Below are 21,728 nucleotides of genomic sequence, written 5' to 3' on the forward strand. Positions count from 1 at the left end.
CGGTTTGCCTTTAATAAGGACGTAATCAGCCAAATCAGCAACGTCCATCCGAATCTCGTCGTCGCTGCGAGGCTCGATAAGCAATCCATATTCAGGCCCTGTCCGCAAGTGGACTTCGCATACCGTAATACCGCCCGCGCCGACTTCAAGCACGGGAGCAAGAGAACCATCCTCCTTGGTTGTTTCAAGCCCTGTCATGCGACAAATAGCTGTTGACTTACCAACGCCTATGCTTCCTATAAACGCGATTTGATGGTCACGTTTCAAAAGTAGATTAGCGCTACGCGTTAACTCTTCGATATATTCAGAAAGACGACGTTCAAAAGCATGTGGAGTTTCTGGCTGATCGCGAAGTTCGACTAATTCACATGCGATTTGCTCGGCTTCCCAAAGCAAACGCTGATCAGGGTGATCTAGGTTTGGTCTTGGCAACACTTTCCATGCGCGTTGAAGGGAGTCTGAAAGCTCTGCAGCTTCCTGACTACCTATTTGAATCAAAATATCTCGAACTTCCTGAAGTGTGACTTGGCGGTCACCACTTTCAATTCTTGATAATACTGCTGGACTTAATGAAACACGCTTTGCCAATTCTGATTGCGTTAAGCCTGCGCGGTCACGGACTAGCATTAGGTATCGACCTAGTTCGCCTTGACTTACATTGATTTCTTTCTCTACCACAAACACCTCTACAAGAAACTATGCTGTAATGATATAGAAACATTCCTAAAAATAAAACATAATTTATGAAATATTTCATTTTGACACGAAACTGTTTCTTGCTACCTAAACTCAAACATATCTCAATCCCTTGTAATACAATAGGAAACCGGATGTATTTGAGGCGTCGCCACAGTGGCTTTGACAGAGAATGCAAGTACGCAAATTGTCTTTATCAGCTTAATAGGCCGAACTCGAGCAATGGAAACTCGGCTGGGATTGTAAGTTATCGGTTAACTCAAGTGGTGGCTAATGCCTCCGTTTATCATCAGTGATGTGACTGACTTTGCCTTAGTCATAGTTGCTATTTTGCTTTATGGCAGCTGTTTACATACCAATTACTCCGGTAAATATTGAACATAGCGATAGAGTAAGCCTGTCTTCAGAATATCAGCACGGGTATATAACTTCTGTCTAAGCTTGTCATAATGTTTGTGGTCAGCAGGAAATATTTCGAGTGACTCCAAGATTTCAACAATTCTTGCTGAACTCATTTCGGACTCTTCCGACAGTTTGGATAAAATTACATAATCTTGCTTAAATTGCCTTATATGATCGGGAAAAATGACTTTGGCATTTCTGGAGTCCATTTTATGGTGAAGGTAGCCCCGGTTTACCAGCTGATAGGTAAATTCTTCGTGTATGCCTAATAACTTAGAGGCTTCGGTCACTGACATATATTCTGGAGTGGGACGCAGATTATTTAACCAGCGCATGAATTCTTTCCCATCAATGGATAATGCACGTATTTTTAATATTTGAGGATCGGATTTCCTGACGATGAGCCGGCCTGATAGTATTGCCTTGATCAGTTGCAAGAAGGGCATTTCAATCCTGCCTTGGATGTGATATTGCATGATTTGGGATATGGTTAGGCAAGCTGAAGTGCTTGGTGCTGCTCCTCTGTTGATATTTTCGATGATGGCGCTGAGTTCAGGTTGTGAATATTGCCATGTTGAACAATAGCCTATACGTGGTGGTGTTTCGAATTTAAAGCAACCACTGTTTTGCAACTGAGAAAACTGGGCTTTGGTTACTCCTAAAATGTGAGCTGCAAAATTTGCAGGGATTAACATTTTTAGATGGGGCAAAATTTTTTCCAAGTCAGGGCGATACACTGCGCTTTTGGTATATTTCTCTGCATACTCGTGATGGACTTTAACCTGTTTATCTGTAATTGCTCTGCTCAATACAGAACTGGCAATACCATATTCCTTACAGGCTTTTTGGAATGAGCACCATAGCTGAACTTTTTTGGCGTTTGGACTGAAAAGCGTGTGCTTGTCGGTTATATCTCGGATTAAGTTCATTGTTGCATAGTTCTCGACTATGTCTCTTAGTGGTTGAAAAGACGGCTTAAAAAATTGTTTAAGGAATTGCCGGTAAAAATAAACTAGCCGTTTCTGTTGGATATCAATGTAGCTCGCATGAGATAAATGTATTGTTTGTAAAAAACGCCAGAAACTATTCTGATCGGAAAAAAGTGCTTCGGCGCATCGAATAACGTTATCTTGAAAATCACTCACATACTCTAATTTCTGCCGCGTAGGCTTGGCCAGATCTTCTCCAATGTCTTGCCATTTCAACATGAATGCAATGAGCTCACACCGTTCCACAATAGATAGCTGATGATTGGTGTCGAATAAATTATTTTGTTGATTCAGCAAGCCTTTCTCCAAAAATTGCTGCATCTGAAGGACGGATGGTGGAACTGGCACAGCTTCTGCATTAGTTAGTTGTTCAAGGCATACACATTGATTCTTATGCGCTTTTAAAAAGCTATATTCTCTATGGCAGTGTGGGCATAAGTCACGGAGCCATATCTGGTGTCTGGTACAGGCTGCAGCTAGCTTTATTTGCCAACCAATGCGCCAGTATGACTCTTCCTGAAGGCATAGTGGGCAATAGCGCAGCCGCGAAGAATTGATATGTATATTGGATAAAGAACATATTTCTTGAAGCTCAGGAACGGTTTGCTGATAGCCAGTCCAATCTGTCGCCAAAAGGGTGTTGTATAACAGCTCGTAATTGATTGTTTCTGTGCTTTTGCCAGAAAGTAACCATCGATAGGAGGGATAGGTATTCTGATTGGCAAGCCTTACTAAGAAGCTAATCGGATTTTCATCAGAAAAGCAGCTGGTACGGACAGGAGGACAAATTAATGTTAGTTGTTCGTCCGTCATAACTTTTTCTCCTTGCTCCGGATTACCTCTAACACAGGGGCCTTATAGAAGACCATGCCGCGCTTATCCAGCCTTTGACCAATAAACTGCAGACTAAACGGGTTCATCTTGCCAACACCTTCAACCCATATTGAGTCACTGAACGCCTGTTCCAGACATTGGCGATCAATTCCGGGCATATTGCGATTTATAGCGATTTGATAAGCGCCCAGCATCAGTTTGACCATGTAGTCCATAGTCCCGTTAGTGGCAAAGTGTAATTGCCTAACAATACCGTCTTGCTGTAAGTCCAGTCGAGACGACATGGCCAATGCCTCATCAATTTTTTTTATTACACCGAGAAAATGGCTTCGGCTTGTCGGACACTCCAGATCGAAAGGTTTTAAGTCGATGCGCCGACAAAAACGCCGACGCAGTTGTTCATTAGCATCAAGAATGATTTGCGTACGCTCCAGCCCCATAATCACGGTTGATACCTGGGCTTTATCAATTAGGGTTTTCAACCAATCGGCTACTTCTGCTGGAGCTCGTTTATGGCCTCGGTCGACGAAATGTTGCATTTCATCGAACAAGATCAGTTTGATGTCGCAAGCTTTGATTAAATGCAGGATGCGTATGGTTTTATCGATGGCTGAACCCCGATGAAAAAGAGGATCACCCAATTGAACCAGAATTTCTTCTGCCAGATTTTTGATGGTGGGCAAGGCTGGGATATTGATTGCCAATATGGGAATGCTCTTCCGATCAACACGGTCTACAGGTGGAAACTCTTTAACCAGCATATCCATTAGGGTGGTTTTGCCTGTGCCCGTTGGACCGACTACCCAATAATTTTTAGTTAACCCAGTTTGCTGATTAAAAAGATAAGCCTCTTTAAGCAATTGATAGGCTTCATTAAACGCAGGATGCTTAATAATGAGTCTGGACACAACGGCCCATGTTTGATTGAGCGCGCTCTGGTCAAACATGATCAGTTTCCTTGCTGTCTACGTCAAAGTCAGGTATGTCGTCAGTGCGATAATCTTTGTCAGACTGCTCACTGACTTTTTCCGGTAGCGTATTAGATGAAAAAGCAGCCAGATTAAGCCCTTCTGTTTTATAACGGGCGGCTTTTTTGCGCTTGCTGAGTTTCTTACTATTGCTGACCTCTTCGATTAACTGGCGTAGTTTATCTTTTCCACGCTGATATAAGTCGATATCGACACGCTCAGCATTCGTTTGGTTGTTGTGTTGGCGTATTAATAGATGCTGTGCCAGAGTGAGCTTACTGGCGTATTCTGCATAGGTACAGGGCACCCTAAGGTAATCACCCTGATGTTCATCAAATACCCATATCTCACCTAAATCTTCTGAATTAATCCGAATGTTGACCTTAGCAATACCTAGTTTGCGCAAAGTGGCCAGTTCCGACGAGTTGTACATCAATCCCTTAAGTTGCACGCCTTCATGATTTAATTGGCGACTTTTCTGAATGGACAAAATTAGATCCAGCTTTTCTTTGCTTTCTGGCAGAACAGGTTCAATCATTTTAAGACCGTCTTTCCAAGCCAGTGCCGGTGTGATGCCTAGGCTTTTATGAGGAGTTTGAATATAAACATCAATCAGCCAGACATGGAGTAGTTTTTTGAACTCAGCCAATGTTAAACAGGCTGATTTGTCCGCATCATAATCCCCCCGCTGCTCGATATTAGAAAAGGTTGTTCCTTCCACTTTGTGGCTGACTTGTCGATTAAAGGTGCCCAAAAATCTCTCAATGGCGCCTTTGTAATGAGGTTGTTTTTTCGGACAGAATGTCAGTTCGATATTCAACTCTGCACACATGCGTCTCAGTTGATGGGAGTGGAACTCCAAGCCATTGTCACAAACCAAGTTAGAAGGAATGCCATAGGCAAGCCATTCATTTTCGACCTCCGAGTATTCCTGCGCTACATAAGTTTTCGGCAGAATCGCGCGTCGAAGCGCTCGCATCACCGCGAGTTCTGACGGTGGCTCAAACCCCACTTCAAATCCCAGCGGCAAACGGGAATAGCGGTCAATAATGAACGTAACTGTGGGCCTGCCGATCGTTAACCCGGTCACGTCATCAATAATCAGCAAATCCAGCGGAGTATGATCAACCTCGGCCCGCTCGAGTATGTATTCGGGCTCTGGACCTTTGCCTGTCGCCCGATAATGCCGGTCGGCGGCTTGTTTCCCTTTTCTGGCAGCCATGACTAAGTGTTGATCATAGGTTGCGATATAGCGATAAACTGTTGCTCTGCTGGGCGTAGGAATAGGTGTATTTCGACTGCTATTCAGCGCTCTAATTTTGCGATCAAGGGCATCATAGACATCTTGAATACTGCCCCCTTCGCGTTTCAGATAGATTTCTTCAATAAGTTGTTGTGCTTCTTGCGCCAATTCTCTGATAATCCGGCGCTTATTTTTAGGTCCCCTTTTATTTTTAATCAGGACGGTAATAGACCGATCCGCTTTTATCCACCGTTTCCACCAGCGGTAAACAGTGAGTGGCGACGGTGGGTGAGGATCATTGCACTCTTGTGCAACCGACTTAATTACTCGGGATAATCCTTGGCAAGTGACGTTCTCGCCATATAACTCGTCGGCTTTTTTTACGTAGTTAAATCGGTAAAAAACCTGTTGTTGTATTGCTTCAGGATACGCGGATAAATCGCAATCGAACCGCAGATCATTTTCTGTTGTTGCTATAAGGCTCTGCTGTCCGCATAACACGAGCTGTCCCGTACTAAGAAAGCCTAGGAGTTCCTGCTTGGAATAACTGCTTAATGCCAAATCACTTTTCCGCTCCAATTGGCACTGACCGTCTTCCAGCATGCGGATCAGCCGGTACGGTACATTATTTAAAATCAGGTCCTGTCCGGTATGCAAAGAGGCTAGTTTCATGGTGATGATCTCCATTGACGGGGGTAAAAAGTGAGCTGGTGTGGCAGAGTGGTTCGTCAAAATCAAAGCCTATATGCAGCTGTGCGAGCAACGCAAAAGCAGTGGATTGCAATCCCAAAAAACCGCTGATAGCTTCCAAGGTCGGATCGCTCGTATGAGTCATCCAAGCTTTGGCCTGTTCTAAAATCTGAACAGGGATCTCAAATCGCAGATAGGGTCGTAGTATCGAAAAATTTCTGATTCGGTTGGGAAAATTGAGTTCCTCATCGGTCAATACGATGAAGTTGTAGCCTTTTTCGGCTAAGAACTGATGAGCCAACTGCAACCGCTCCATTACTTGCGGTGAGCGTAACTTGGATAAGGGTTTTACTTCGACATAACAGATTTCGCCGTCATGCAAAATCAGCTCAAAGTCCGGAGTGTACTTACCTAACCCTTTCTGCGTAGGAAAGCTGAGTGTGAGTGGTTGCTCGCGAAACGACACAACGGCAGGAGAAAACTCAAAGTGGTAACAGGCTTTTTGTTCCAGTTGTGATTCCCAGGCAATCATGCGCTTCATCTTGGTCGATGGGAATTGTCCTCTGACCAGCCCCCGAGACCGTGTCACTGGTTCTCTTGCTCGTTCGGCTTTGGGTTGCGGTGTAATGATCAGGCGCAAAGAGGTGTCCTGACCAGCGTTTTCATGCTCGTCATTAAAATCTATAGACATAACGATTCCTTACCAAATAAGGTAATAAAGTTTTCTGTTAGTGGTAATTTGGCCAGAGTTGGCTTGACGAGAGCTTTGAGCGGGGAGATACTATACTTTCTGAGGGCGGGGTATCTACTTCGCTTGCAGCGCGGGACAAGCCGACTGGTTTGTTCCGTGTTGCACTTTACATATTCATTCTCCCTGAATTTAGGTGTTTATTCTTGTTGATGTTCAAAGCAAGGATGCCCATCATAAGTGTGATCTGTTCCTCGCTTAATGAGCCTAACTTTTCACTTAATTTGCTTATGAATTGATACTCAGATGGCATCATACCGTCAGGCAATTCCAATGACCGTTTGGATTGTTTAACGCACTCCCACATATTCAATTGCTCATCTTCGTCCAGATTCAATACATCAATGAGCTTTTCCAGTATTTTTTTGGATGGCGGCGGTTTTCGACCCTTTTCCAAAGAACTGACATAGCTCGCTTGAATACCTACTTCTGCCGCTAGTCGCTTTTGTTGCAGTTGACGGCTACGCCTAATTTTCTCTAAAAACAATCCAAACGGTGTCATTGAATAGCACTCTTAATCAGTGAATTTCTGATCTAAGAATAAATAAATTTTCATTACTAAGCAATTTATTTTTACAATCAATAACTTATTCGATATATCGAAACAAATAAGCACACAAGCAAGCAATAAACCTTATAAAAGCAAGAAGGTATCACGTATGCTTGTACTAATTTGTCATGATATTTTAGCGGCTAAATTTTGGTGAACATACGCACCTGCTGCATGTCCCTTTCCCTTTATGGCGTCAACTCACTGGAAAATATTGCGTGAACTCACATTCGGAGCGGGCTGTTTTAATCGAAAGCGGTCACCAGTTACCCCTTACCAACCTCACTCGTTCGTTGCGTGAGACTCCTTGTAAAGAGCGAGGACGTGTTCCCTTCGTCCTACATTATCGGGAATACAATAGAAGGAGCAAGACCATATCCACATCCAACTATCTCTGAAAAACAATAAAGCACCAGCTAACTGTACCTATTGTCAAAGGGAAACGGTCAACCGACCGTCCAAAACGAAACTGGCAAACCGCTATTCAGTTGGCTGACAGATGAATCAATGGGCCGAACACTGGCCAAAATGCTGAATCACTATCAACCGCTCAGCCAACAGATACTTTCACGCCTATTTCATGAGGTATCGCTTACTGTTGAACAACAGTAGCCGAATCCGTAAACTGGGTTTCGCTATCACTCTACCCAGTCTACGCTTATTTTGGATGTGATCATCCTGGACCGTTAGAACTCATTTCATTAATTATGAGATTTCATTTCACAATTGTGAGATTTATTTCATAAATTATGAGATCCGACATCCGACAAATTACACGTCCAGATTAGTAACATCCAACGCATTCTTAACAATAAAATCCCTACGCGGCTCGACCACATCACCCATCAGCGTTGTAAAAATCTCATCAGCAGCAATCACGTCCTCAATCCTGACTTGCAGCAAGCGGCGGTTATTGGCATCCAGCGTGGTTTCCCACAACTGTTCGGGGTTCATTTCGCCCAGACCTTTGTAACGCTGGATATGCTGACCTTTTTTGATTTCCTTCATCATCCATTCAAAAGCCTGCTTAAAGTTGCTGACAGGCTGCTGTCTTTCGCCCATTTGCATGAATGAGCCTTCGTTAAACATGCCTGCTGTATCTTGGGCATATTGCGCAATCTTTTGATAATCCTTGCCGTTGAAAAAAGTCGACGGCAGGACGAAGGTTTTGGTTATTGCATGGAGACGTTTATTAACCACAACCGAAAACTCACTACTTGATTTGTAGTCCAGCTCAACGGTGTATACCGCCTTGCTGTCAGAGTCAGTCAACCGCTGCTCCATATCAGCAAACCACGCGGTAAGCTTTTGCTGATCTTGCTTGAGTTCATCGCTGATTACAGCCATATAGGCAAACTGCTCCAGGAAAACCTCGTCGTAGCGCCTGGACAAACGGTTGTTGATGCTGTCTACGTCGGTAAACAGTTTGGCTAGTTTTTCCAGACCCTGCCCTTGAATCGGCGGCGCAGATACGTCGGTAAAAAGCTGGGCTTTATCCAGCGCGAGCTGAATCAGGTATTCATTCAACTGGGCATCGTCTTTCACGTAATGCTCCTGTTTGCCTTTTTTAACTTTGTACAACGGCGGCTGGGCGATATAGATATAGCCTTTTTCTACGATTTCGGGCAATTGGCGGTAGAAGAACGTCAGTAACAAGGTTCTGATGTGCGATCCGTCGACGTCCGCATCGGTCATGATGATGATGCGGTGGTAACGCAGTTTAGCCAGGTTGTATTCGTCCTTGCCTATGCCGCAACCTAACGCGGTAATTAATGTTCCGACTTCTTCCGATGAAATCATTTTGTCGAAGCGGGCTTTCTCTACGTTAAGGATTTTTCCTTTTAGCGGCAGAATGGCTTGGGTGCGACGGTCCCTGCCCTGCTTGGCCGATCCGCCCGCAGAGTCCCCTTCCACCAGGAACAGTTCGGATAACGCGGGATCTTTTTCTTGGCAATCGGCCAGTTTGCCCGGCAACCCGGCAATATCCAATGTGGTTTTGCGGCGCGTCAAATCACGCGCTTTACGGGCTGCTTCCCTAGCGCGGGCGGCCTCAACAATCTTGCCGACGATAGCTTTGGCTATTTGCGGTTTTTCCAGCAGGAATTCTTGCAGTTTCTCGTTCATCGTCGATTCGACCAGTGGTTTAACTTCCGAAGAAACCAGCTTGTCTTTGGTTTGAGAGGAAAACTTCGGATCAGGCACTTTAACCGACAATACCGCCGTCAGGCCTTCCCGTGCATCATCGCCGGTGGTTTGTACTTTTTCTTTTTTAGCCAAACCGCTGGCTTCAATGTATTGATTGATGGTTCGGGTCAAAGCGCCGCGGAAACCGGCCAAATGGCTGCCGCCATCGCGTTGCGGAATGTTGTTGGTGTAGCAAAACACATTCTCTTGGTAGGAATCGTTCCACTGCATCGCCACTTCAACGGTAACGCCTTCCTTTTCCGCAATGAAGTGGAATACTTCCGGAAACAGCGGCGTTTTGTTTTTATTGAGATGTTCGACAAAAGCGCCTATGCCGCCTTCAAACTCAAATACGTCTTTTCTGTCGGAGCGCTCGTCTTCTAGGCTGATGCGTACGCCTGAGTTCAGGAATGATAACTCCCTGAGCCTTTTTGCCAGGATGTCGTAGTGAAACTCGACATCGGTAAACGTTTCGGAGCTGGGCTTAAAGTTAATCAGCGTGCCGGAGCCTTCGGCAGGCCCTATTGCGGCCAAAGGAGCGACCGGCTCTCCCATACGGTACTTTTGCTTGTACAGCTGCCCGTTCTTGCGGACTTCAAGGTTCAGCTCTTCGGATAGGGCATTAACAACCGACACACCGACGCCGTGCAAGCCGCCGCTTACCTTATAAGCATTATCATCAAACTTACCGCCGGCATGCAGCACGGTCATAATGACTTCCGCCGCTGATCTGCCCTCTTCTTTATGAATGTCAACCGGAATGCCTCGACCATCATCAGAAACAGAGACCGAGCCATTGCTGTGAATAATCACTCTGACTTCTTTACAGTAGCCTGCCAAAGCCTCATCTATCGAGTTATCGACGACTTCAAAAACCATGTGATGCAATCCGGAACCGTCATCCGTGTCGCCGATATACATGCCCGGTCTTTTCCTTACGGCGTCCAATCCTTTTAATACTTGAATATTGGTGCTGTCGTATTCAGGCCTAGCAGTTACAGCGGCCGTTGGGCTTGACGTTTCGACAACTTGATCACTGGAGTTACTCATGCTTGTTTTTTCCTATGGGTTGCGAATGTTCCACGTGGAACACTACACGGATTTTATGGTGCCATGTTCCACGTGGAACATTTTGTAATTTTGTATCTGGCTTAAATCGCCAAAATCAATTTCTTCTGTAGCCGTTATAAATACCTGACATGCCATCTCTGACAAGTAACGCAGTAACTTGGCACGGTTAACTACATCAAGTTCTGCCGCAAAATCATCAATCAATATGCAGCCGGTCTGGCTCTGCTCATTGGCAAGCAATTGAACCTGCGCCAGTTTCAAGCTCATGACCAACAGCTTTAATTGGCCTCGTGAAACAAAATCCCTTGCTAACCGGTTATTGATTAATAATTGAAAATCCCCGCGATGCGGTCCGCTATGCGTAAATCCATAACGCAAATCTTTATCCTGATCTTCGATTAAGACCCGACTCAGTTCTTTTGACGTATCCCAACCTGATACAAGCTTTAGATCGATTCCATCAAGGGAAAGAAATCTGCCGACAATCTCGATAAAAACCGGCTTGAATTTTTGCAAATATTGCTGACGGTAGCTATCGACTATTGTACCGTAATAAACGAGTTCATTATCCCAAACATTGATTTGCTCAAGCCGCCTTGTTTTCAGCAAGGCATTACGTTGCATTAAGGCTTTTTTAAATTTTCGCCATGCCGACAGGAAATTTTGTTCGTTATTAAAAACGCCCCAATCCAAAAATTCCCGTCTGACTTGCGAGCCGGCATCGAGCAGTTCATAGCTTTTGGGATGAATAAGCTGCAACGGCAATGCGTAAGCTAAATCCGACCGTTTTTGCGTCGACTGCTGGTTGATGCGGATTTCGATGTTTTTACCATCCAGCTGGATTCCCAAATGCAGGCGGTTGCCATTCTTCTGCAAGATTTTCGCTGAGACTATCAGATGATTTTGATTAAAATTGATTACAGACTTGATGGCTGACGAGCGAAAGGACTTCGCTCGTCCCAAGATAAAAATGGCTTCAATAAGAGCGCTTTTTCCACTGGCATTTTCACCGACAATAAGATTGATCGCCGGTGAAGGATACATAGATTCCTGTTGGATATTCCTAACGCCGTAAATATCCAATTTCAACAAACTCATAGCTGCAATATTACAGTCTCATGGGCATAACAATAAACTTGTACCCGCAATCGCCAGGTTCATCGATAAAACAACTGCTGGCATTGCTCGCAATGGTCAGAACCGCAAGTTCGGAATCCAGGTTTGAAACAGCGTCCAATAAGTACTGGGCATTAAAAGCAATCGTTAAGGGCTCGCCTGTGTATTCAATAAACAGCTCTTCCTCGGCTTCATCATGCTCAGGATTATGGGTACTCATTTTTAGACTGCCGGAGCTGATGTCAAAGGTCACGCCCTTGAATTTTTCATTCGCCAAGATGGCGACCCGGGTCAATGCTTCTTTTAAAAGCTGCTTTTGAATGTGGATTTGATTGAAAAACTCCTGCTGAAAGACTTTCCCGAAATCAGGATATTTAGAATCCACCAGTTTTGCCGAGAAAATCAGGTTCTTGATAAAAATTCTAATATTATTGCTGGAAAACTCGACTTTCAATTCAGCATCCGGGTCGTCAAGCAGCCTGCTCAGTTCAAGAACGCCTTTTCTCGGGAGAATAATCCGGGCTTCAATACCGGTAGCCTGATCCAGAATATCCTCATAGATGGATAAACGGTGTCCATCCGATGCAACCAGCTTCAACTTACTGTTGGAAACATTAAACAACAAGCCATTCAGGTAATAACGGACATCCTGATTAGCCATGCAGAAAACGGTTTTATCGAGCGCCTTTTTAAACTTGCCGGCATTGATGAACAAGTGGCTCTCTAATTCCGATTCAGCAAACTCAGGATAATTATCCGCGGGCAAACAGCTCAACGAAAAACGGCTGCGGCTGGAGGCGATTTTTACTTTATCGCCCTGCAACTCAAATTTGATTTCAGCTCCATTAGGGAGAAGCCTGCAAATATCCAGGAACTTTCTGGCCGGTACCGTAATTGAACCGGGTGTCGCCGTTGCGATATTAATTTTTGCGATAATCTGAATTTCCAGATCAGTCCCTGTCAAAGTAAGCTGGTCTTCTTCGATAACCATCAGGACATTGGAAAGAATAGGCATCGTTTGCCTTTTTTCTATCACGCTGACTATTTGCTGCAACGGAAGCAGAAGTTCTTCTCTATTAATAATAAATTTCATAAAAGAATATTTTTATATTATTACTACTAGCTTAAAAGGAAACTGTTGATAACAGGTTTTTATCCTTAATAATCAATTAGCTGTGTTGTTATAAATAGTGTGGTTAAGGATGCTATTTTAACGTGTGCGGTTTGTTGTTAACTAAACGGCACTGGCAAAAATGCATTTTATCCACAGGTTGCTCCAGGTTAATGCGACAGAGTTCTCAACAGGTTGGAATAATCTTCCGCGATTTTGTTATCAGCCTCTTTTAACTCGGAAATTCTTTTGCAGGCATTCATTACCGTGGTGTGGTCGCGACCGCCGAAGGCATCGCCGATTTCAGGAAAGCTATGCGATGTCAGCTCCCTGGCTAGGCTCATAGCTATTTGCCGTGGCCTGGTAATGGACTGCTTTCTATTTTTAGAAGATAAATCTGCAACGCGAATTTTAAAATACTCGGCAACCGTTTTCTGGATATTGTCGATATTAACCAATTTATCCTGCAACGAAATTAAGTCATGCAGCGCTTCCTTGGTGAACTCGATGGTAATTTCGCGGCCGGTAAACTGGGCGTTGGCAATGACCCGCCTTAAAGCGCCTTCCAGATCCCGAACGTTGGATGGAATCCGTTTAGCGATAAAGAAAGCCACATCCTGAGCCAGCTCAATATTAACCAAAGCGGCTTTCTTCATTAAGATAGCGGCTCGGGTTTCCATATCAGGCGGCTCGATTAAAACAGGAAGCCCCCAGCCAAACCGTGATTTCAAGCGGTCTTCAAGGCCTATAATTTCCTTGGGGTACTTGTCGCAGGTTAGAATCACCTGATGCTTCTTTTCCAGCAGCGTGTTGAAGGTATGAAAAAACTCTTCCTGGGAGCGTTCCTTGCCGGCAAAGAATTGAATGTCGTCAATTAAAAGCACATCAACGCCGCGATAGAATTCTTTAAAGGCATTAATCGCATTTTGTTGCAAGGCCTTGACCATATCCTGGACGAATTTTTCAGAGTGCAGATACACGACAGTGGCTGATGGATTTTTTTGCAAAACCGCGTTGCCTATCGCATGCATCATATGGGTTTTACCCAAACCCGAACTGCCGTAAATAAGCAGTGGGTTATAAGCTTTGCCGATATTTTCAGAAACCTGTATCGAAGCAGCCCTCGCCAACTGATTGGATTTACCTTCAACAAAATTGTCAAACGTAAACGCCTTATTGAGGTAATTAGGACTGGCTTTTTGGGGACCGGCAGGCTTGACTATTTTGGCGGCCGTCGCAACGGTTGAATTTTTGGAACCGATTTCCAGACTTAGATTTAATGTTCCGTTGGAAAACTCATGAATCGTTTCTTCAATTTTTGCAAAATGATGCTCTTTAACCCAGTCCAATACGAATCGGTTGGGCGCCAGTAATTTTATTTGTTCTTCGGTTTCTATGGCCTGAAGGGGCCTTATCCATGTACTGAAGTCAGAACCCGAAATTTCATTTTCAAGTTTAGAAAGACAATTGTTCCAAATTGAGCTCATCGAAATAGTAAAAAGTTGATTATAATTAATAGTGTAATTTTGCTTTTTATCACTGTACAGCAATAAAACATTGGTCTATAGAATTGACAGGCCTAATGGTTTATTTTATCATCCGCTGTCTTTTTTATCTGTTTTTGTTAACACTCATCCGATCAGGCCTTAAGTAAAATGAAAAGAACATACCAACCAAGTAAAATCAAACGCGTAAGAACTCACGGCTTCCGTGCAAGAATGGCAACAGTAGGCGGCCGTAAAGTTCTTAATGCTCGCAGAGCAAAAGGTCGCGCCCAGTTAACCGTTTAGTTGACGGTTGGTGACTGAAGAAGTTTTTAGTTTCCCCCCGCAGTTACGGTTAAAAAAACCGGCTGAATATAAAAAGGTTTTTGCTAAGCCTGTAAAATCAAGCGACCAATATTTTACCCTATTAGCCATAAAGAATGATTTTGATCATCCGAGGCTAGGCTTGGCAATTGCTAAAAAAAATATAAGAAAGGCAGTGCAAAGGAATGTAATTAAACGAACTGTCCGGGAAAACTTTAGAATGAAACAACATGGTTTGGGGAATATTGATATTGTTGTTTTGGCTCGTAGAGAAGCCGTAGATGCTCCGCTGGATTTGTTAAGAAAATCATTGGAAAGGCATTGGCTTAAGCTGGTATCCCGATGCGATTCATACTCATAGCAATAATAAAGTTTTACAAATACTTTATTAGTCCCCTGCTTGGAAACAGATGTCGTTTCTATCCAAGTTGTTCAAGTTATTCTCTGGAAGCGCTTCAGCTCCACGGGGCCATTATCGGCTCTTATCTCACCCTCAAAAGATTATTAAAATGCCATCCGTTCCATGAAGGTGGCATTGATCCCGTTCCAGAAAAATTTGGTAATAAGAATGGATAATATAAGATTTATACTGATCGTTACTTTTGCAATGCTTGTTTTTATGCTACAGCAAGCCTGGCAACTGGATTATGGCCCGAAACCTGAAGTTGCCGCTATTACAGACCCTCTAGCCAATACCAAAGAAGATCTACCTTCTGCCACTGGGGCATCAGCCCAAACAGCTCCGGCAGAGCAAAATACCGCAGCCGTTCCGTTATCAACGACGTCCTCCGCCAATGTCATCAAGATTAAAACCGATGTGCTGGCTCTTCAAATTGATCTGAAAGGAGGCACCATCCAGAATCTGGATCTACTGAACTACCCGGTAGAAAAACCCAACACTGTTGTAGACAAATTACGCACAATGGTTGGTTTGCCTGTTGCGGAAAAAAACACCAATCCAGTCCGCTTGTTTGACAGTAGCCAAGAAAAATTATTTGTTGCGCAAAGCGGCTTAATTGCCGACAGCGGTTTTGCGACGGCGCCAACTCACCACACGGTATTTAAGGCTGAAGCAACCAGCTACGAACTAAAACCGGGACAAGACAGTTTAACAGTGCCGTTAACATGGACTGATAATAATGGTCTGACTGTCACCAAACTGTTTACCTTTAAACCCGGCAGTTATGAGATAACGCTGGCACAGAATGTCAAAAATGATTCCGGCAAGCCTTGGACAGGCAGACAATACAGCCAGTTACTCAGAGTTCCCGATACTTCCAGCAAGGGCGGAATGCTGACTGGCGGTATGAGAGCTTATGACGGTGGCGTTATTTATACCGAAAAAGAAAAATACCAAAAAATCGCCTTTGATGACATGGCTGATGAAAATCTTGATGTTGCGACCAAAGGCGGTTGGACAGCAATGATTCAGCATTACTTTGCTTCTGCGTGGATTCCGCCCGCCGACCAGGACAACCATTTCTATACCAAGTCGTTGAATGACAACCAATACGTTATCGGGACTTATTCTCCAGCGGTAACCGTTAACGCAAATACTGACGCGCAATTTGTTGCCAGATTATTCGCCGGTCCTAAAATCCAGCCGATGATGGAAAACATAGCGCCAGGTCTTGAATTGACTGTCGATTACAGCTTTTTGACTTTTATCGGCAAACCGATTTATTGGTTATTAAACCAGATCCACGATGCCGTCGGTAACTGGGGCGTGGCTATTATCGGCGTAACGCTGTGTATTAAATTGCTGTTTTTCCCATTGTCTCAATCCAGCTACAAATCAATGGCCAAGATGCGCAAAATTCAGCCGCGTCTTAAAGAACTGCAAGAGCGTTTTGCCGACGACAGACAGCGTTTCAATACTGAAATGATGGCGCTGTATAAAAAAGAAAAGGTCAACCCACTGGGCGGCTGTTTGCCTATTTTGGTGCAGATCCCGGTGTTCATGTGCTTATACTGGGTATTGAGCGAAACCGTCGAGTTCCGTCAAGCGCCTTTCATGTTATGGATACAAGACTTATCGATCCAAGACCCGTTTTATGTATTGCCGGTCATCATGGGCATCACCATGAAAATCCAGCAAGGCTTAAACCCTGCGCCGATTGATCCGATACAGGCTAAAGTGATGAAGATGTTCCCTATCGTCTTTACCATCTTCTTCCTGTTCTTCCCGGCCGGTCTGGTTTTATACTGGGTAGTCAACAATACCCTGTCTATCATTCAGCAGACGGTTATCACCAGGCAGATTGCTAAAACTGCTTAACCCAGGCTAAAGTGGATATAGAAAACCCAGATACGATTGCAGCCATTGCAACACCGCCAGGGAACGGCGGTGTCGGTATCATTCGCATTTCGGGCACTCTAGTTTCCGAAATCGCCAAACATCTAGTCCGCCGCGCCTGTTCACAACAGGCCAGCGGCATACACTCCATCCCTGGCGACAAACCCTTAATTCCCAGGCTGGCCCAGTACTCATCTTTTACCGATGAAGACGGCTCAGTGATCGATTCCGGCATCACTCTCTACTTTCCGGCCCCGGCCTCGTACACCGGCGAAGATATCCTTGAACTTCAGGGCCACGGCGGTTCGGTCGTATTGGATATGCTGTTGCGGCGCGTTTTATCGCTGGGCGCGCGCTTAGCCAATCCCGGCGAATTCACCGAACGCGCATTCCTTAATAACAAACTCGACTTGGCCCAAGCCGAAGCCGTCGCCGACTTGATTGAAAGCAGCACCGAACAATCGGTCCGTTCGGCGCAAAAATCGATGCAGGGCGTTTTTTCGATACAGGTCAATGAGCTGGTTGAAGAACTGACCGAACTCAGGATTTATGTCGAAGCGGCGATTGATTTTGTCGATGAAGAAATCGACTTTCTGACTGACGGCGTAGTCGAAAACCGGATGGTTAAAATACTGAACCGTATCGAACGAATCCAACAAACGGCGCAACAAGGCCGCCTGCTGCGTGACGGCATGACTGTAGTACTGGCAGGCAAACCCAACGCCGGAAAATCCAGCCTGTTAAATGCGCTGGCCGGACATGAAGCCGCGATAGTCACCGATATAGCCGGAACCACGCGCGACGTATTGAAAGAACGTATCCAGCTGGACGGCATGCCCTTGCATATTATCGACACCGCGGGCTTGCGCGAAAGCGACAATGCGATAGAACAGGAAGGCATCCGCAGAGCCCATCAGGAAATCAAAAACGCCGATAAAATCTTATTGCTGATCGACGCAAGAGAACCGGACATAGAATCGATATTAAAAACGCTGCCGTCCGGTAGCAATATCACCCAGATCTACAACAAAATAGACTTGCTGGGACTGGAACCGGAAATCAAACAAACCGAACTTGGTACCCAAATCTATTTGTCGATAAAAACCGGCAACGGCATGGAGCTGCTAAAACAACACCTCAAACAGAGCGTCGGTTTTAACGAAGCGACCGACAATGTTTTCATCGCCCGAAGACGGCATATTGAAGCGTTAAACAAAGGCCATGAATTTGTTGAAAGCGCCTTAGACCAGTTAAAAAGCAGCCAAGCCGGAGAATTGGTCGCCGAAGATTTAAGACAGGCGCAAATGAGCCTTGCGGAAATTACCGGAAAATTCACTTCGGATGATTTGCTCGGGAAAATATTTTCCAGCTTTTGTATCGGCAAGTAGTTAACGCCACAGCTAATCTGTCCTTGATTTAGCATAACCAAATCAAATAGCCAGTCTGGCTATTCCAACGCTGGCGTCCCAAGTTTTCAAATTTCCTGAAAATAGCTTGAAGCCGACCTGCATGCAATTAACTTTCCGCTTTATCTGCAAGCCGTTTCAGCAAACGGTGAAAATTACCCCGGTCCAGCCCCAGCATTCTTGCCGTAGCCGCCATATTGCCCTGCTGGGCGACAAGCTGCTGTTGGATGAGTTGTCTCTGGAACTCGTCAACTGCGCTTTTAAAATCTATTGGTGCGGATAATGTTTTTGATGTGTCTGCTCCAGTTTTGACAGGCGTATCACTCAACGGTTCCGGCACTATATCCAAATAAGCGAGAGATAGGGTTATAAAATCCGCTTGGCGATTTTCCGGTGTGGCCGATTTAAGCGCCGCCCGACTGAGCAAGTGTTCCAATTCACGGATGTTGCCCGGCCAGTGGTAAGCCAATAAGGCTTTCTTGGCATCCTGATCCAAGCGCAACTTTTTAATGCCCAGGCGCTGCTGGTTTCTTTCCAAAAAAGCGCCAGCCAGCAACAGCACGTCCTTCTCCCGCTCACGCAATGACGGAACATGCATGGGATAGACGGCCAAACGGTGGTAAAGATCCGGCCTAAACTGCCCCGCCGCGACTTCCTGCTGCAAGTTGCGGTTGGTTGCGGCAATAATCCGTACATTAACCTTGATTTGTTTATCGCTGCCGACGCGCTGTATCTCGCCATTTTGCAAGGTGCGCAATAGCTTGGCCTGAAGCGAAAGCGGCAGCTCGCCGATTTCATCAAGAAAAATCGTGCCGCCGTTGGCCAGCTCGAATTTACCGGTCCGGTCGCCGGTCGCGCCGGAAAACGCGCCTCTGATATGGCCGAATAATTCGCTCTCGGCAATACTCTCAGGCAATGCCGCGCAGTTGACGTAGACCATGACTTGATCCGCACGATTCGATTCCAGATGAATGCGCCGCGCAACCAGCTCCTTGCCTACGCCGGTTTCACCCAAAATCAACACGGCCAATTCGGACGGCGCAACGATGGAAATTTCATTGCGCAATTTCCGCATGCACTCGCTGTCGCCGATCATGTCGTGATCAGTGTGTTCCTTGAATAACGCCTGGGTCGCATAGCGCACCCGCTGTTCCAGCAAAGTAATCAGCTCCGCCGCCTTGACCGTCGCTGCAGTCAGACTGATAAAAGTGCTTAGCTGAACCGGGTCTATATTGTCAAAAGTGCCGGGAGACAGCGCATCCATTGTCAAAACGCCCCAAGGTTCGCCATCGATAAACAGCTTGACGCCCATACAGTCATGCACCAGCAATTCATCGTTATCGGTTTCAATTAAGCCGTCATAGGGATCGGGCAGGTCGGAGTCGGCGGCAAAGCGTACCGATTGATCGGAGGACAGAATCTGCGCCAAACGTGGATGTTCGCTGATCATAAATCGCCGTCCCAGAGTATCTTCCGACAAGCCGTTAACCGCCAGCGGTATCAGGCAAGGGTCTTCAAATTTGAGCAACGCGGACGCATCGCAGGGAAAAAGCCGGCATAGATGCGCCAATAAGCGCTGGTAGCGCTGTTCTGCCGACATGTTTGTGGATAGGTCGGCAACAATGGAAATTAGCGAGCTGGAAAATAAGTTTGTCGTCATAGTGATAACGCCGATGTTAATTAGACAGCTTAATAATGATGTTAATAACACAACGATACCTTAATTAAACCAGAAAATACAAGGTTTTTCGCTTGGCATGGTAAATGCTCTTACCCAAGAGATTGGAAAAATCCAATAAACCGTTCGATCTTAAATAAAGCTATTCAAGCTTGAGGAGAGTACCTGATGTTTTGTTACCAATGCGAACAAACCGACCGCTCCAATGCCGTCAGCGGTTGCGCAACCGCCAAAGGCATGTGCGGCAAAGATGCCACGACTTCCGATTTGCAGGATCTGCTGATATACGGCGTCAAGGGCATTGCCCAATACGCCAAGCGAGCCCGGGCTTTGAATGCCCCGGATAATGCGGCAGGAGACTTCATGCTGTACGCGATGTTCACGACATTGACCAATGTGAACTTCAACGCGACCCGCTTTGTCGCGCTGATACAGCAAGCTGCGCAGATAAGGGACCGGGTCAAGGCGAGCTATATTCAGGCGGCGCTTGCGTCTGGCCTTACGCCTGAACAACTTGCCGGCGCTGCTGCCTGGGAACCGGCCGCCGACATGGACGGGATGCTCAAACAGGCTGCCGGTGTAGGCATCAATGCCGGGCTCGATCAAGTCGGCGCGGACATTATCGGCCTGCGTTCGTTAGTGCTTTACGGCCTCAAAGGCGTTTGCGCCTATGCACACCATGCCTATGTGTTGGGCAAGGAAAGCGATACGGTTTATGCCGGCATCGAAGATGCGCTGGATTTTCTTAGTAATGATCCTACCGATGTTGAAGCGTTGCTGAATCAGGCCATGGCGTTGGGTACGTTAAATCTTGAAGTCATGGCATTATTGGATGAGGCCAACACCGGCACGTTCGGTGCGCAGCAGCCGACCCAAGTACGCGTCACGCCGATCAAAGGCAAGGCCATTCTGGTGTCCGGCCACGATCTCGGCGACTTGGCCGCTTTGCTGGAGCAAACCCAAGGCACAGGCATCAATATTTACACGCACGGCGAAATGCTGCCCGCCCATGCCTACCCAAAACTTAAGGTTTATCCGCATCTAGCCGGCAATTACGGCGGCGCCTGGCAGGATCAACAAAAAGAGTTTGCCGAGTTTCCGGGCCCTATTTTGATGACCTCCAACTGCATCATCGAGCCGCAACCCCAATACCGTCAGCGCATTTTTACCGCAGGCCCGGTAGGCTGGCCCGGCGTGCGCCACATCAGCGACAAGAATTTTGCGCCGTTAATCCAGGCAGCTCAAGCATTGCCGGGATTTAAAGATGACGCCATTGAAAAATCGATTACCGTCGGTTTCGGCCGCGATGCGGTCTTGGGCGTGGCGGATAAAGTGATTGACGCGGTCAAGTCCGGCGCCATCCGCCATTTCTTCCTGATTGGCGGCTGTGACGGCGCAGCTCCCGGCCGCAATTATTACACCGAGTTCGCCGAGCAGGCTCCAGAGGATACCGTGGTTATGACCCTGGGCTGCAACAAATACCGCTTTAATCAACATGACTTCGGCGATATCGGGGGCATTCCGCGTCTGCTGGATTTAGGCCAATGCAATGATAGCTACTCGGCGATCAAAATTGCCACTGCGCTGGCCGGCGCTTTTGAATGCGGCGTGAACGAGCTGCCGCTGTCCCTGATCGTGTCATGGTTTGAACAAAAAGCCGCTGCCGTATTGCTGACTTTGCTGGCTCTGGGTATCCGCAACATTCGCCTTGGCCCTACATTGCCTGCTTTCCTGACGCCTAACCTGGTGCAGGTGCTGGTGGATAAGTTCGGGCTAATACCGATCACTACTGCGTCGGCCGATATCGAAGCAGCGCTGTCGCGTAAAGCCGCATAATTTTATTTCTCCCGCCGCCGGAAATGCACAAGTCTTTGTAACCATTCAGCCTACTTCTACTTTGAAATCCCTTTTTTCAAAGAAAGCTTGAATATTCACAGC

At 46.1% G+C, this 21,728-nt stretch carries 17 protein-coding genes; 6 read left to right on the top strand and 11 right to left on the bottom strand.

What is annotated here, in order from left to right:
- The 10 genes from M0R47_RS14790 to dnaA all read right to left on the bottom strand — a co-directional run.
- Positions 1-678, bottom strand: a 678-nt coding sequence (locus M0R47_RS14790; RefSeq protein ID WP_292556185.1) for a helix-turn-helix domain-containing protein, incomplete at its 3' end; no start/stop codon positions are given.
- Between the two features lie 377 nt (positions 679-1,055).
- Positions 1,056-2,900 (bottom strand): TniQ family protein, encoded by a 1,845-nt coding sequence (locus M0R47_RS14795; protein ID WP_292556187.1) that lies wholly within the window; start codon positions 2,898-2,900, stop codon positions 1,056-1,058.
- Positions 2,897-3,868: a TniB family NTP-binding protein gene (locus tag M0R47_RS14800; protein WP_292556189.1), complete on the bottom strand. Its 972-nt coding sequence runs from the start codon at positions 3,866-3,868 to the stop codon at positions 2,897-2,899. Before M0R47_RS14800 ends, M0R47_RS14795 begins: the two co-directional genes overlap by 4 nt.
- Positions 3,861-5,819, bottom strand: coding sequence for a Mu transposase C-terminal domain-containing protein (locus M0R47_RS14805; RefSeq protein ID WP_292556190.1), 1,959 nt, complete (start codon positions 5,817-5,819; stop codon positions 3,861-3,863). The genes M0R47_RS14800 and M0R47_RS14805 overlap by 8 nt, the downstream gene beginning before the upstream one ends.
- Positions 5,758-6,513 carry a TnsA endonuclease N-terminal domain-containing protein gene (locus M0R47_RS14810; RefSeq protein WP_292556192.1) on the bottom strand — a complete coding sequence of 252 codons (756 nt, stop codon included), beginning with the start codon at positions 6,511-6,513 and terminating at the stop codon, positions 5,758-5,760. Before M0R47_RS14810 ends, M0R47_RS14805 begins: the two co-directional genes overlap by 62 nt.
- 166 nt (positions 6,514-6,679) lie before the next feature.
- Positions 6,680-7,072: a helix-turn-helix transcriptional regulator gene (locus tag M0R47_RS14815; protein ID WP_292556194.1), complete on the bottom strand. Its 393-nt coding sequence runs from the start codon at positions 7,070-7,072 to the stop codon at positions 6,680-6,682.
- Positions 7,073-7,891: 819 nt separating this feature from the next.
- Positions 7,892-10,354 carry a DNA topoisomerase (ATP-hydrolyzing) subunit B gene (gene gyrB, locus M0R47_RS14820; protein WP_292556196.1) on the bottom strand — a complete coding sequence of 821 codons (2,463 nt, stop codon included), beginning with the start codon at positions 10,352-10,354 and terminating at the stop codon, positions 7,892-7,894.
- A 42-nt stretch (positions 10,355-10,396) separates the two neighbouring features.
- Positions 10,397-11,473 carry a DNA replication/repair protein RecF gene (recF, locus tag M0R47_RS14825; RefSeq protein WP_292556197.1) on the bottom strand — a complete coding sequence of 359 codons (1,077 nt, stop codon included), beginning with the start codon at positions 11,471-11,473 and terminating at the stop codon, positions 10,397-10,399.
- Positions 11,474-11,483: 10 nt separating this feature from the next.
- A complete protein-coding gene (gene dnaN, locus M0R47_RS14830) occupies positions 11,484-12,584 on the bottom strand; it encodes a DNA polymerase III subunit beta (RefSeq protein ID WP_292556199.1) in 1,101 nt (366 codons plus the stop codon).
- Positions 12,585-12,772: 188 nt separating this feature from the next.
- On the bottom strand, positions 12,773-14,089 hold the full coding sequence (gene dnaA, locus M0R47_RS14835; protein WP_292556201.1) for a chromosomal replication initiator protein DnaA: 1,317 nt from the start codon (positions 14,087-14,089) through the stop codon (positions 12,773-12,775).
- 168 nt (positions 14,090-14,257) lie between these two features.
- On the opposite strand from dnaA, the gene rpmH reads away from it, so the two are divergent.
- The 5 genes from rpmH to mnmE are packed head-to-tail and all read left to right on the top strand — an operon-like array spanning position 14,258 to position 18,094.
- Positions 14,258-14,392 carry a 50S ribosomal protein L34 gene (gene rpmH / locus M0R47_RS14840; RefSeq protein WP_081466895.1) on the top strand — a complete coding sequence of 45 codons (135 nt, stop codon included), beginning with the start codon at positions 14,258-14,260 and terminating at the stop codon, positions 14,390-14,392.
- Positions 14,393-14,402: 10 nt separating this feature from the next.
- Positions 14,403-14,771: a ribonuclease P protein component gene (rnpA, locus tag M0R47_RS14845; RefSeq protein ID WP_292556203.1), complete on the top strand. Its 369-nt coding sequence runs from the start codon at positions 14,403-14,405 to the stop codon at positions 14,769-14,771.
- Positions 14,753-14,986 carry a membrane protein insertion efficiency factor YidD gene (yidD, locus tag M0R47_RS14850; RefSeq protein WP_292556205.1) on the top strand — a complete coding sequence of 78 codons (234 nt, stop codon included), beginning with the start codon at positions 14,753-14,755 and terminating at the stop codon, positions 14,984-14,986. Before rnpA ends, yidD begins: the two co-directional genes overlap by 19 nt.
- Complete coding sequence (gene yidC / locus M0R47_RS14855) at positions 14,979-16,688, top strand: membrane protein insertase YidC (protein ID WP_292556207.1); 1,710 nt, start codon at positions 14,979-14,981, stop codon at positions 16,686-16,688. Before yidD ends, yidC begins: the two co-directional genes overlap by 8 nt.
- Before the next feature lie 17 nt (positions 16,689-16,705).
- Positions 16,706-18,094, top strand: a complete 1,389-nt coding sequence (mnmE, locus tag M0R47_RS14860; protein ID WP_366513231.1) for a tRNA uridine-5-carboxymethylaminomethyl(34) synthesis GTPase MnmE — start codon at positions 16,706-16,708, stop codon at positions 18,092-18,094.
- Between the two features lie 127 nt (positions 18,095-18,221).
- Here the strand turns inward: mnmE and norR are convergent, their stop codons facing one another.
- Positions 18,222-19,772 (bottom strand): nitric oxide reductase transcriptional regulator NorR, encoded by a 1,551-nt coding sequence (norR, locus tag M0R47_RS14865; protein ID WP_292556210.1) that lies wholly within the window; start codon positions 19,770-19,772, stop codon positions 18,222-18,224.
- A gap of 186 nt (positions 19,773-19,958) precedes the next feature.
- On the opposite strand from norR, the gene hcp reads away from it, so the two are divergent.
- Complete coding sequence (hcp, locus tag M0R47_RS14870) at positions 19,959-21,626, top strand: hydroxylamine reductase (protein WP_292556212.1); 1,668 nt, start codon at positions 19,959-19,961, stop codon at positions 21,624-21,626.
- Positions 21,627-21,728: the final 102 nt, after the last annotated feature.

Origin of the sequence: Methylobacter sp., from assembly GCF_023227905.1 — a bacterium.
GTDB lineage: Bacteria > Pseudomonadota > Gammaproteobacteria > Methylococcales > Methylomonadaceae > Methylobacter_A.

Bases quoted from the DNA above. Each gene is read 5' to 3' on its own strand.
- M0R47_RS14795 (WP_292556187.1), bottom strand. From the start codon at position 2,900: ATGACGGACGAACAACTAACATTAATTTGTCCTCCTGTCCGTACCAGC.
- M0R47_RS14800 (WP_292556189.1), bottom strand. From the start codon at position 3,868: ATGTTTGACCAGAGCGCGCTCAATCAAACATGGGCCGTTGTGTCCAGA.
- M0R47_RS14805 (WP_292556190.1), bottom strand. From the start codon at position 5,819: ATGGAGATCATCACCATGAAACTAGCCTCTTTGCATACCGGACAGGAC.
- M0R47_RS14810 (WP_292556192.1), bottom strand. From the start codon at position 6,513: ATGTCTATAGATTTTAATGACGAGCATGAAAACGCTGGTCAGGACACC.
- M0R47_RS14815 (WP_292556194.1), bottom strand. From the start codon at position 7,072: ATGACACCGTTTGGATTGTTTTTAGAGAAAATTAGGCGTAGCCGTCAA.
- gyrB (WP_292556196.1), bottom strand. From the start codon at position 10,354: ATGAGTAACTCCAGTGATCAAGTTGTCGAAACGTCAAGCCCAACGGCC.
- recF (WP_292556197.1), bottom strand. From the start codon at position 11,473: ATGAGTTTGTTGAAATTGGATATTTACGGCGTTAGGAATATCCAACAG.
- dnaN (WP_292556199.1), bottom strand. From the start codon at position 12,584: ATGAAATTTATTATTAATAGAGAAGAACTTCTGCTTCCGTTGCAGCAA.
- dnaA (WP_292556201.1), bottom strand. From the start codon at position 14,089: ATGAGCTCAATTTGGAACAATTGTCTTTCTAAACTTGAAAATGAAATT.
- rpmH (WP_081466895.1), top strand. From the start codon at position 14,258: ATGAAAAGAACATACCAACCAAGTAAAATCAAACGCGTAAGAACTCAC.
- yidD (WP_292556205.1), top strand. From the start codon at position 14,753: ATGCGATTCATACTCATAGCAATAATAAAGTTTTACAAATACTTTATT.
- yidC (WP_292556207.1), top strand. From the start codon at position 14,979: ATGGATAATATAAGATTTATACTGATCGTTACTTTTGCAATGCTTGTT.
- norR (WP_292556210.1), bottom strand. From the start codon at position 19,772: ATGACGACAAACTTATTTTCCAGCTCGCTAATTTCCATTGTTGCCGAC.
- hcp (WP_292556212.1), top strand. From the start codon at position 19,959: ATGTTTTGTTACCAATGCGAACAAACCGACCGCTCCAATGCCGTCAGC.